The organism is Pontibacter sp. Tf4 (assembly GCF_014212495.1).
Taxonomy (GTDB): domain Bacteria; phylum Bacteroidota; class Bacteroidia; order Cytophagales; family Hymenobacteraceae; genus Pontibacter.
Genome location: NZ_JACKZC010000011.1, coordinates 39,863 through 52,058 on the forward strand (window position 1 = coordinate 39,863; position 12,196 = coordinate 52,058).

11 protein-coding genes are annotated in these 12,196 nt (G+C 48.2%); 10 read left to right on the forward strand and 1 reads right to left on the reverse strand.

Annotated features, from left to right (window positions below):
• Nucleotides 1–8: 8 nt before the first annotated feature.
• Nucleotides 9–368, forward strand: a complete 360-nt coding sequence (locus H7F15_RS17075) for a four helix bundle protein (protein ID WP_185198210.1) — start codon at nt 9–11, stop codon at nt 366–368.
• Nucleotides 369–371: 3 nt separating this feature from the next.
• Here H7F15_RS17075 and H7F15_RS17080 read toward each other — a convergent pair whose 3' ends face one another.
• The gene (locus H7F15_RS17080) at nt 372–1,283 is read right to left on the reverse strand and encodes an ABC transporter ATP-binding protein (protein ID WP_185198211.1); all 912 of its coding nucleotides are present in this window, start codon (nt 1,281–1,283) and stop codon (nt 372–374) included.
• A gap of 325 nt (nt 1,284–1,608) precedes the next feature.
• Here H7F15_RS17080 and aspS point away from each other — a divergent pair, with 325 nt between their 5' ends.
• The 9 genes from aspS to H7F15_RS17125 all read left to right on the forward strand — a co-directional run bounded on the left by aspS (nt 1,609) and on the right by H7F15_RS17125 (nt 12,196).
• Nucleotides 1,609–3,378, forward strand: coding sequence for an aspartate--tRNA ligase (gene aspS, locus H7F15_RS17085; RefSeq protein WP_185198212.1), 1,770 nt, complete (start codon nt 1,609–1,611; stop codon nt 3,376–3,378).
• A 919-nt stretch (nt 3,379–4,297) separates the two neighbouring features.
• Nucleotides 4,298–5,932 carry an L-glutamate gamma-semialdehyde dehydrogenase gene (pruA, locus tag H7F15_RS17090; protein ID WP_185198213.1) on the forward strand — a complete coding sequence of 545 codons (1,635 nt, stop codon included), beginning with the start codon at nt 4,298–4,300 and terminating at the stop codon, nt 5,930–5,932.
• Between the two features lie 205 nt (nt 5,933–6,137).
• On the forward strand, nt 6,138–6,518 hold the full coding sequence (locus H7F15_RS17095) for an NADH-quinone oxidoreductase subunit A (RefSeq protein WP_185198214.1): 381 nt from the start codon (nt 6,138–6,140) through the stop codon (nt 6,516–6,518).
• A gap of 79 nt (nt 6,519–6,597) precedes the next feature.
• Nucleotides 6,598–7,152, forward strand: coding sequence for an NADH-quinone oxidoreductase subunit B (locus H7F15_RS17100; protein ID WP_185198215.1), 555 nt, complete (start codon nt 6,598–6,600; stop codon nt 7,150–7,152).
• 5 nt (nt 7,153–7,157) lie between these two features.
• A complete protein-coding gene (locus H7F15_RS17105; protein WP_185198216.1) occupies nt 7,158–7,664 on the forward strand; it encodes an NADH-quinone oxidoreductase subunit C in 507 nt (168 codons plus the stop codon).
• A 47-nt stretch (nt 7,665–7,711) separates the two neighbouring features.
• On the forward strand, nt 7,712–8,962 hold the full coding sequence (nuoD, locus tag H7F15_RS17110; RefSeq protein ID WP_185198217.1) for an NADH dehydrogenase (quinone) subunit D: 1,251 nt from the start codon (nt 7,712–7,714) through the stop codon (nt 8,960–8,962).
• A gap of 105 nt (nt 8,963–9,067) precedes the next feature.
• On the forward strand, nt 9,068–9,601 hold the full coding sequence (gene nuoE, locus H7F15_RS17115) for an NAD(P)H-dependent oxidoreductase subunit E (RefSeq protein WP_185198218.1): 534 nt from the start codon (nt 9,068–9,070) through the stop codon (nt 9,599–9,601).
• A gap of 115 nt (nt 9,602–9,716) precedes the next feature.
• Complete coding sequence (gene nuoF, locus H7F15_RS17120) at nt 9,717–11,063, forward strand: NADH-quinone oxidoreductase subunit NuoF (protein ID WP_185198219.1); 1,347 nt, start codon at nt 9,717–9,719, stop codon at nt 11,061–11,063.
• A gap of 152 nt (nt 11,064–11,215) precedes the next feature.
• Nucleotides 11,216–12,196, forward strand: coding sequence for a 2Fe-2S iron-sulfur cluster-binding protein (locus H7F15_RS17125; RefSeq protein WP_185198220.1), 981 nt, complete (start codon nt 11,216–11,218; stop codon nt 12,194–12,196).

Consider the following 12,196-nt stretch of genomic DNA (forward strand, 5'->3'; position numbering starts at 1 on the left):
AAATGAATATGAAACAGAATGTGGTGGCTGATAAGTCTTATGCCTTTGCACTGCGTGTTGTAAAATTGTACAAGCATCTTCGTTTTTCTGAGCAGGAATTTATCCTTTCGAAACAGATTCTCAGGAGCGGAACATCAATCGGGGCTAATGTAGCCGAAGCTATAGCTGCCAGTTCCCGTGCCGATTTTGTGAACAAACTGAACATTGCCGCTAAAGAAACCCGCGAAACGATTTACTGGCTGAAACTGCTAAAAGACAGTGAGTTTATTTCCACAAAATCTTTCGAATCAGTTCATCAGGATGCTACCGAGCTACAGAAAATCCTGAGTAGTATTTTACTAACCACCAAAGCCATTCATAATTCATAATTTTTAATTCATAATTACTTCAGCAGGCTCAGTGCGCTCGCCCCTAGTAGCCTCGTGTATCTTGCTGAAGTACACGTCTTCTAGGTCTGCGTTTACAGGTTCAAATTCTACACCCGGCTGCACATCGCTGAGCACGTGGATAATAGTTTTGCCGGCAAACAGGCGCGACGAAATGACATCGTACTGTAATTGGTGTGCTGCCAGCTCTGACTTGTGGATGAATTTGCGCCAGATGCGGCCATTCAGGCTGTTGATTACTTCCAGCGGGTCGCCGGTAAGCAGTACTTCACCTTTGTTGATGATGGCAAAGTTGCGGCACAGGTCAGTTACATCCTCCACGATGTGTGTAGAAAGAATTACGATCACGTTCTCGCCAATCTCGCTCAGCAGGTTATGGAAACGGTTACGCTCGGCAGGGTCCAGGCCGGCGGTTGGCTCATCCACTATAATCAGTTGCGGGTTGCCAAGCAGTGCCTGCGCAATACCAAAGCGCTGCTTCATACCGCCCGAGTAACCACCCAGGTTCTTTTTGCGCACATCGTACAGGTTGGTTTGCTGCAACAGCGCTGCCACCACTTCCTTGCGTTCTTTCGGGTTGCTGATGCCTTTTAATACAGCAAAGTGGTCCAGCATTTCTTCGGCACTTACCTTAGGGTAAACTCCAAACTCCTGTGGCAGGTAACCCAGCACTTTCCGCATTTCTTCCTTCTGGCGCAGCACGTCCAAGTCGCCCAGCATAATGCTGCCGGTATCTGCTTCCTGCAGCGTAGCTATAGTTCGCATCAGCGATGATTTTCCGGCGCCGTTGGGTCCCAGCAGGCCAAACATTCCTTTCGGAATAGTCAGGTTGATGTTTTTAAGGGCCTGAGTGCCATTAGGGTAGGTTTTGGACAGATTCTGTATGACTAATTCCATAGTTGTATTTTATACTTAATATTTTCGATTTCCAGAGATAACTATAGCTAAAGAAAATCAATCCATTTTTCCATTCAAAATAAACTATACAAACCTGCCCTTTTTCCCGACCAACCTGAGTTATAGTTGTTTAAGCCCTGTGTAGCCTGTGTTTAGAATTGTCTGCGGTATTTAGATGTAGTTTATAGTTTACATCCCGGTAAATAAGCGGTGCTATAGTTGCTCATCTGCCCGCTTACTGAGTTCTTGCATACTCCTGCTATTTTAGCTGCAACCTAACGTAACAATTATTACTTTTGCGCTATATACTTTACAAAAAACGATTATGCTCCGAACTCATACTTGCGGCGAACTACGAATAGATAATGTAGGCGAAGAAGTTATCCTGGCTGGCTGGGTACAGCGCCTGCGCGACAAAGGCGGAATGCTCTGGATAGACCTGCGCGACCGCTATGGTATCACCCAGCTAAGCTTTGAAGAAGGCATGACGCCGGAAGCGCTTCTGAACCAGGCACGTAGCCTGGGCCGTGAATTCGTGATCAGAGTAGTAGGTAAAGTAATTGAGCGCGAATCGAAGAATGATAAAATTCCTACCGGCTCAATAGAGCTGAAAGTGACCAAGCTGGAAGTACTGAATGCCGCCAAGTTGCCACCTTTCATGATTGAAGATGAGACCGATGGGGGAGACGACCTGCGCATGAAGTACCGTTACCTGGACCTGCGCCGTAACCCGGTGCGCCGTAACCTGGAGCTACGCCACCGTGTGATGCGCGAAACCCGCCATTACCTGGACGGACATTATTTTATTGAGGTAGAAACGCCTGTTCTGATCAAATCAACGCCGGAAGGTGCCCGCGACTTTGTGGTGCCAAGCCGCATGAACCCGGGTGAGTTTTACGCCCTGCCACAGTCGCCGCAAACATTCAAGCAGCTGCTGATGGTGTCTGGTTTCGATAAGTATTACCAGATTGTGAAATGCTTCAGAGATGAAGACCTGCGTGCCGACCGTCAGCCGGAATTTACACAGATAGACTGCGAACTTTCTTTCGTAACCCAGGAAGATATCCTGAACACTTTTGAAGGCCTGATCCAGCACCTGTTCCAGAAAGTAAAAGGCATTAACCTGCCAAAGCTGCCCCGCATGACCTATGCCGATGCCATGCGCCTGTACGGGTCTGATAAGCCGGATACCCGTTTCGGGATGCAGTTTGTAGAGCTGAATAACCTGGTAAAGAACAAAGGTTTTAAAGTATTTGATGACGCCGAGCTTATAGTTGGTATCAATGCAGAAGGCGCTGCCAGCTATACCCGCAAGCAACTCGACGAGCTGACTGATTTTGTGAAGCGTCCGCAGATCGGTGCTACCGGTTTGGTTTATGCGCGCGTGAATGAAGATGGCTCTGTAAAATCATCGGTAGATAAATTCTATTCTCCGGAAGATCTGGCAGAATGGGCTGCTGCTTTTAACGCCAAGCCTGGCGACCTGCTGCTGGTGTTGGCCGGTGGAAAAGATAAAACCCGTAAAGCCCTGAACGAGCTTCGCCTGGAAATGGGAACACGACTTGGCCTGCGCGATAAAGATACATTCTCTGCCCTGTGGGTAGTGGATTTCCCGTTATTAGAGTGGGACGAAGAATCAGGCCGTTTCCATGCGATGCACCACCCGTTCACGTCGCCAAAGCCGGAAGACCTGGAGCTGATCGATGACCGACCGAGCGACATCCGTGCAAATGCCTATGATATGGTTATCAATGGTGTAGAAGTGGGTGGTGGTTCTATTCGTATCCACGACCGCCGTTTGCAGGAGCAGATGTTCCGCTTGTTAGGTTTCTCTAACGACGAAGCAAAAGCCCAGTTCGGGTTCCTGATGGAAGCGTTTGAGTACGGTGCGCCGCCGCACGGTGGTATCGCTTTCGGCTTCGACAGACTTTGCTCTATTTTCGGCGGTTCTGATTCTATCCGCGATTACATTGCTTTCCCGAAAAACAACTCAGGCCGCGATGTAATGATCGATGCTCCATCACCAATTTCGGATGCACAGTTAGATGAGCTGCATATTAAAATGAGAAATATTTCTGCTTCGGAGAAGAAGTAGTTGTAAACTATAGTTTGACAAAAAGCCTGTAGCAGTAATGTTACAGGCTTTTTTTGTTTTGGCTGAATCAGGATTTACAGGATGAAATGATTTTCAGGATTCGGGCTGTTGTTATAGTTTGAGTTATAGTTTTATAGTTGCTATAGGTCAAACCACCCCTGCCCCTCCTTATCCAAGGAGGGGAACTCTGCTACTACTATAGATTCAGCCATAGTTCTATAGTTAAAGCAGTAGATAGGACAGGTCGCGACCTGTCCCTTCGTAACTATAGCCACGAAAAAAACGATCTGCTCCCACCAAAAGCAAGAACAGAAACTATAGTTTAAGCGGAAGCTATCGAACTTGTTATCAGTCTTTGGGTTGAGCGCCTTTGACTTGTTGCGGTGCCGTCAGGCAATCCGAGGTACGAGGATAGCAAGAAGGCAGCAGCGCGATGCCCGAAGACGGGGCCTCCCGGCCCGGGAGGGAGCCAGGCAAACTATAAAACTATAGGCTCTTAAAGCTCCCAGGCTTGGTAGAAACTATGAAATAAAAGGCTTGTTTCCAATGGCAGGCAAAGCAAACTATAGAACTATAGCCTTTGAGCCTCAACTATAGTTTGAGATAGATTTCTCGCTACACTCGAAATGACAAAAGAGAGGAATGAACTATAGGACAAATAAGATGTCTCGGCGCTGCTCGACATGACAAAGAAAAAAACTGCTTCAAACCTCAAACATGGAGAAGAACTGCACGTGCTGACGAAATCTGAAGCCTTGAACCAGACATTTTCAAACTATAGCGCAAGTAAACAGTTACATGATAGGCAACAGGTGAAACCCATTAACACACAAGCTTATTTCCAGAAATAGCCTTACCTTTGCACCATGGTTAAATCAACCACCCAGAAGCATATTTTAAATCCTTAACTATAAACTACATGGCAACCGGATTTTTTAAAGTACCAACACCCATAAACGAACCTGTAAAGTCTTATGCACCGGGCTCACCGGAGCGCGAAGAACTGCAGCGAACTTATAAAGAACTGAAGTCGAAAGAGATCGATGTGCCGATGTACATTGGTGGCGACAAAGTTTTTACCGACAAAAAGAAGCCAATGCTGCAGCCCCACGACCACAAGCATATCCTGGGTCATTTCAGCGAAGGCGACTCGACACACGTAGAGCAGGCTATAAATGCAGCACTTGCGGCACGCGAGGCCTGGGCACACATGGGCTGGGAGCATCGTGCATCTATCTTCTTAAAAGCTGCTGAGTTACTGGCTGGCCCATGGAGAGCACGCCTGAATGCAGCTACTATGCTGGGTCAGTCTAAAAACGCGTACCAGGCGGAGATCGACTCAGCTTGCGAACTGATCGACTTCCTGCGCTTTAACGTGCAGTACATGACAGAAATTTACCAGATGCAGCCGGAATCTTCGCCTGGTGTCTGGAACCGCATGGAGCACCGCCCATTGGAAGGCTTTGTGTTTGCGTTAACACCATTCAACTTTACAGCCATTGCCGGTAACCTGCCAGCTTCTGTAGCCCTGATGGGGAACGTAGTGGTTTGGAAACCAGCTAACACCCAGATCTATGCTGCCCAGATGATCATGGAATTGTTCCGTGAGGCTGGTCTGCCGGATGGCGTGATCAACTTAGTATATGTAGATGGCCCGACTGCCGGCGATGTGATCTTTAACCACTCTGATTTTGCCGGTATTCACTTTACAGGCAGCACCGGCGTATTCCAGAACATCTGGAAAACAATCGGTACCAACATCCATAAATACAAATCATATCCACGCATCGTAGGCGAAACCGGTGGTAAGGACTTTATCCTGGCTCATAAGTCAGCGGATGCCAAAGCGCTTGCTACAGCCATTTCGCGTGGTGCTTTCGAATACCAGGGCCAGAAGTGCTCTGCTGCATCGCGTGCCTACATCCCAAGCAACCTGTGGGACGAAGTGAAAGGCTACATCATCGAAGACCTGAAGTCGTTTAAAATGGGCGCTCCGGAAGATTTCGGCAACTTCATTAACGCGGTTATCGACGAGAAATCTTTCGACAAGATTGCCAAGTACATTGATAATGCGAAAAACAGCAACGAAGTAGAAATTATAGCTGGTGGCGGCTACGATAAATCGAAAGGTTACTTTGTAGAACCAACAGTGTTACTGTCGCATAACCCGCTGTATGTTACCATGTGCGAAGAGATCTTCGGGCCGGTTATTACCATTTATGTATATGATGAGAATAACTTTGAAGACACGCTGGAGCTAGTAAACACTACATCGCCTTACGCCCTGACCGGTGCCATTTTCGGACAGGACCGTTATGCTGTGGAGTATGCAACCAAGAAACTGGACCAGGCCGCCGGTAACTTCTACATCAACGACAAGCCAACTGGTGCTGTAGTTGGTCAGCAGCCATTTGGTGGTGCCCGTGCATCTGGTACCAACGACAAGGCCGGCTCTATGCTGAACCTGCTGCGTTGGGTATCTGCCCGTTCTATCAAAGAAACATTTGTTCCGCCGGTAGATTACCGCTACCCGTTCTTAGGCGAGAACAAATAATAAACCTATAGTTTAATGCAAAGGGCCGCACTCTCGGGAGTAGCGGCCCTTTGTTTTGTTATACTTGTATTTAGATAAGTTAAACTGCTGGAAAAGGTGAGCTAAATCATCCTTTTTGCCCCGATTTACAGGCAACTTATACTTTTGATTGTTGGCTATTTATGCCTAATTTTGCTCCCAAATTTCAAGAAAGAGTTACAACTTTATGGAACCTACTGTAAATCAGTACTTACCGTCTGACTACCTGCCGATTTTAATACAATTTGCAGCGGCCCTTGGTTTTGTGATTTTTGCTTTAGTGGCAACGCACATGCTGGGTCCTAAGCGCAGCAGTGCTGTAAAAGGCGCCGCCTTCGAAAGTGGTATCGAGTCGGTGGGGGATGCGCGTACGCCGATCTCTTACAAATACTTCATGACAGCGATCCTGTTCGTGCTTTTTGATGTGGAGATCATCTTTATGTACCCTTGGGCAGTTAACTTTAAAGAGTTTGGTGCAGAAGGTTTCCTGCAGATGCTTTTATTCCTTGGCTTGCTGATGTCCGGCTTCTTTTATGTGCTGAAGAAGGGTATTCTGAAGTGGGAATAGATTAAACTATTACAAGAACAATATTGTTAGAGCAAGAGGCCTTAAAGCGCCTTTTTGTACAACAAATATAACTCTGAAAATGAGCGATTCTAATAAAGATATTAAAATGGCAGAAGCCCCGGAAGGATACACCGGAGCGGGTTTTTTTGCTACCTCGTTTGAGAAAGTAATTGGTCTGGCCCGTGCTAACTCGCTTTGGCCATTGCCTTTTGCTACATCGTGCTGCGGTATCGAGTTTATGGCTACCATGGGTGCAACGTATGATATTTCCCGTTTCGGGTCGGAGCGTCCAAGCTTCTCGCCACGCCAGGCAGACATCCTGCTGGTAATGGGAACTATAGCCAAAAAAATGGGCCCCGTTGTAAAGCAGGTATATGAGCAGATGGCAGAGCCGCGCTGGGTAGTGGCTGTAGGTGCCTGTGCTACCTCAGGTGGTATTTTCGATACTTACTCTGTGCTGCAGGGTATCGACCGTATTGTGCCTGTGGATGTGTACGTGCCGGGTTGCCCGCCGCGCCCTGAGCAGATACTGGACGGGTTGATGCGTGTGCAGGACCTTGCCAAAAACGAATCGTTGCGCCGCCGCAACTCACCGGAATATCAGGCACTGTTAGCCTCTTATAATATTAAATAAGCATCATGGAGCTTACGAACGAAAACGTACTCGGTAAGATCATCGAACAGTTTGGAGAAGAGAACATCTGGGATGCTGTAAATCCGGATGGGATCATGACGTTCCAGACAAACCGTGCGACCATTCATGAGCTGATAAAATACCTGCGCGACGACAAGGAGCTGCAGATCAGCTTCCTGACAACTATGTGCGGTATTCATTATCCGGAACAAAAGGACAGGGAACTGTGCATGATGTACCAGTTGCATAGCCTGCGCCATAATTACCGCCTGCGCATAAAGGTATATTTCCCGATCTCGGACCCGGTAATGCCAACTATGACAGACCTTTACGCAGCCGCCAACTGGATGGAGCGTGAGGCTTACGATTTCTACGGTGTTATTTTTACCGGTCACCCGAACCTGATCCGCATCCTGAATGTGGAGGACATGGAGTACCACCCGATGCTGAAGCAATACCCGCTGGAAGACCAGACGAGAGAAGATAAAGTAAATACGTTTTTCGGACGTTAAGCCAGTTTTGCCGCTCTTAACCCGGCGGCTGTACTTAGAAGCATATTATGGCTACTGAAAAGAAGACAATAGAACTTGATGGTTTAGAGCAGTTTCGTGAGAACCTGGATCTGAAACTACAAGATAAACATAACGAGAACCTGACCACGCTGAACCTGGGCCCGACACACCCGGCAACGCATGGTATTTTCCAGAACATTCTGCAGATGGACGGGGAGAAGATCGTGGACGCTGTACCAACGATCGGCTACATTCACCGTGCTTTTGAGAAAATAGCGGAGCGACGCGCGTTTTACCAGATCACGCCGCTTACCGACCGCATGAACTATTGCTCGGCACCTATTAACAATATGGGTTACCTGATGTCGGTAGAGAAGCTGTTGGGGATTACCGTACCGAAGCGCGCGCAGTATATCCGCGTGATCATGATGGAACTGGCCCGTATCTCGGATCACCTGATCTGTAACTCTATCCTAGGTGTGGACTCAGGTGCGTTTACCGGCTTCCTGTACGTGATGCAGGAGCGTGAGCACATCTACGATATTTACGAAGAAGTTTGCGGTGCCCGTCTGACAACGAACATGGGGCGTATCGGGGGCATGGAGCGCGACCTTTCGCCAAAAGCATTGCACCTGATCGGCGAATTCCTGAACCGCTTCCCGAAAGTATGGGCTGAGTTCGAGAAAATGCTTACCCGCAACCGTATCTTCATCGACAGAACTACAGATGTTGGTGCTATTTCGGCAGAGCGTGCGTTGAGCTATGGCTTTACCGGCCCTAACCTGCGTGCCACTGGGGTAGACTACGATGTGCGTGTGATGAATCCGTACTCATCTTACGAAGATTTCGACTTCGAAATTCCGGTAGGAAGCAAAGGCGATACCTACGACCGTTACCTGGTGCGCAACGAAGAAGTATGGCAAAGCTTAAAGATCATTGAGCAGGCCTATAAGAACTTACCGGAAGGATCTTTCCATGCGGATGCGCCGCACTACTACCTGCCTCCAAAACAGGAAGTGTACCGCAACATGGAAGCCCTGATCTATCACTTTAAAATTGTGATGGGTGAAATTGATGCCCCGGTTAGCGAGGTGTATCATTCTGTAGAAGGTGGTAACGGAGAGCTTGGTTTCTATCTTATATCAGATGGTGGCCGCACGCCTTATCGTCTGCATTTCCGTCGTCCTTGCTTTATTTACTACCAGGCTTATACCGAGATGATCAAAGGTGGCCAGCTTGCGGATGCGATCCTGACGCTGAGCAGCCTGAATGTAATTGCCGGCGAGCTGGACGCATAGTAGAGTGAACAGTAAATAGTTAGCAGTAAACAAAGCTGCTGGCTCATATATAAATACCCGATCAGGTTAATCTATAGTTGTTAACTGATCATTGCTAATTGAAAAATGGCAGAGACAATAAACGAAGTAAAGTTTTCTGATGCAGGCATGGCTGAGATCCAGCGCTACATCAGTCATTACCCGGAAGGACGTCAGAAATCCGCTATTCTACCTATTATGCACGTAGCACAGGCAGAATTTGGTGGCTGGCTGAGCCCGCAGGTGATGGATAAAATTGCCGAAATCCTGAACATACAGCCCATCGAAGTATACGAAGTGGCAACGTTCTATACTATGTTCAACCTGAAGCCGGTTGGCAAGCATGTGCTGGAAGTATGCCGCACAGGTCCTTGCTGCCTTCGTGGTGCTGACCAGATGATCGACATGATCAAGGAGAAGCTGAACATAGAAGAAGGAGAGACAACTGCTGATGGTATGTTTACCCTGAAGCCGGTAGAGTGCCTTGCCTCATGCGGAACAGGCCCGATGCTGCAGGTGCGCGAGAAATTTTACGAGAACATCGATACAGAAGAAAAACTGGATCAGTTCCTGGAAACTATGCGCAATACCGAGGTAGAAACTCCTTATCATCAGAAGTAATTAGTAGACTTTGTGACGAAAGACAGTCAGACAAAAGACTTTAAACTTAATCTCTTTTGTCCTTTGTCCGGAAGTTCTTTGTCAAGCAATAACCAAGTATAGATATCCTGCTGAAATGGGAATTAAAATATTAACCGAACATATAGACGTACCAGGCATCGAGACCCTGGAAGTATATCGTAAGCACGGTGGATACCGCTCGGTAGAGAAAGCCCTGAAAACGATGACTCCGGACGAGGTGGTGGAAGAAGTAAAAACATCAGGCCTGCGTGGTCGTGGTGGTGCCGGCTTCCCGACTGGTATGAAGTGGAGCTTTTTGGCTAAGCCGGAAGGCATTCCGCGTTACCTGGTTTGCAACGCCGATGAGTCGGAGCCTGGCACGTTCAAGGACCGCTACTTCATGCAGAAAACGCCACACTCCCTGATAGAAGGTATGATCACATCGAGCTACGCGCTGGGTGCGAACACATCCTATATCTACATCCGTGGTGAGTTGATGTTTGTGCTGCGCATACTGGAGAAAGCCATTGCAGAAGCCTATGCAGCTGGTTTGCTTGGTAAAAACATATTGGGCTCTGGTTACGACCTGGACCTGCATGTGGCTCCGGGCGGTGGTGCTTATATCTGTGGTGAAGAAACTGCGCTGCTGGAGTCTTTGGAAGGTAAGCGTGGTAACCCGCGTAACAAACCGCCATTCCCGGCTGTGAAAGGTCTGTTCGCTTCGCCAACGGTGGTGAATAACGTGGAGTCTATCGCATCAGTGCCGTGGATCGTGAACAACGGTGGGGCAGAGTATGCGAAGATCGGTATTGGCAGAAGTACTGGTACGAAGTTATTCTCCTGCAGCGGTAACATTAACAAACCGGGGGTTTACGAGATCGAACTAGGTGTTCCGGTGGAAGAATTCATTTACTCTGACGAATACTGCGGTGGTATCTGGAAAGGCAAGCAACTGAAGGCTGTAGTGCCGGGTGGCTCTTCTGTTCCGATCCTGCCTGCTAACCTGATCACCAAAACTGCAGCCGGCGAGCAGCGCCTGATGACTTATGAATCGCTATCTGATGGTGGTTTTGTGAGTGGCTCAATGCTGGGTTCCGGTGCATTCATTGTGTTTGATGAAGACCAGTGCATTGTGCGTAACACCTGGAACTATGCCAGATTCTATCATCATGAGTCGTGTGGCCAGTGCAGTCCTTGCCGCGAAGGTACCGGCTGGATGGAAAAAGTATTGCACCGCATCGAGCATGGCCACGGCCATCAGCAGGACATTGACCTGTTGGTAAGCGTTGCCAAACAGATCGAGGGTAATACCATTTGCCCGCTGGGTGATGCAGCCGCATGGCCAGTAGCCAGCGCGATCCGTCACTTCCGCGAGGAATTCGAGTGGCACATTAAGCATCCGAAGGAAGCAACGCTGCCGGGAGCTGTATACAGAGGCCAGCTGGCAACTATAGAAGCGTAAAATTAGATGCTAGTATCAGGATATCAGACATTAGACTTTTTCCTGGTACTGGCTCTCAGGTAAAATATCCTGAAAAGGAAATTATAGCTTAAAATCGTTTATAGTTGATTCTTTTGAAAAATGATCAGCGAATAACGAACAACGATAATAAAATGGCTAAAATAACATTCGATGGCATTGAAGTAGAGGTAGAAGACGGAACTACCATTCTTCAGGCCGCCAGAAAAATTGGTGGCAGTGTAGTGCCGCCAGCCATGTGCTACTATACTCCCCTTAAAGGAAGTGGTGGCAAGTGCCGTGTTTGTCTTGTAAAAGTAACGCAGGGCTCGGCAAAAGACCCGCGTCCTATGCCTAAACTGGTAGCCTCGTGCATTACGCCGGTGCAGGATGGCATGGTGGTAGAAAATACTACAAACGAGGATGTAATGAATGCCCGCAAAGGCATCGTGGAAATGCTGCTGATCAACCACCCGCTGGATTGCCCTATCTGCGACCAGGCTGGTGAGTGTGACCTGCAGGACCTTTCGTTTGAGCATGGTGTAAGCGCTACCCGTTTCGAAGAAGAGAAGAGAACTTTCAATAAAGTAGATCTTGGTCCTTACATTCAGCTGCACATGACGCGTTGCATCCTGTGCTACCGCTGCGTGTATACTGCCGACCAGATCACCGCTAAGCGTGTGCATGGTGTATTAGGCCGTGGCGATGCCGCTGAGATCGGAACGTACATTGAGAATGTGATCGATAACGACTTCTCTGGTAACGTGATCGATGTGTGCCCGGTAGGTGCCCTTACCGATAAGACCTGGCGCTTTAAGAACCGTGTATGGTTTACAAAGCCAATGGATGCACACCGCGATTGCCCGACCTGCTCCGGTAAGGTTACCCTCTGGACACGTGGCGAAGAAGTATTGCGCGTAACAGCCCGCAAAGACCAGTACAACGAAGTAGAAGAGTTTATCTGTAATACCTGCCGCTTCGATAAAAAAGAAACCAAAGACTGGACCATTGAAGGACCGCGCCATATCGAGCGTAATTCAGTAATCTCGGTAAACCACTACGAGTTGCCGGTACTGAACGTGCCAATTGTGCCTAACTTACCAAGTTCTACCAAGAAAAACCTGCCACAGGACTAA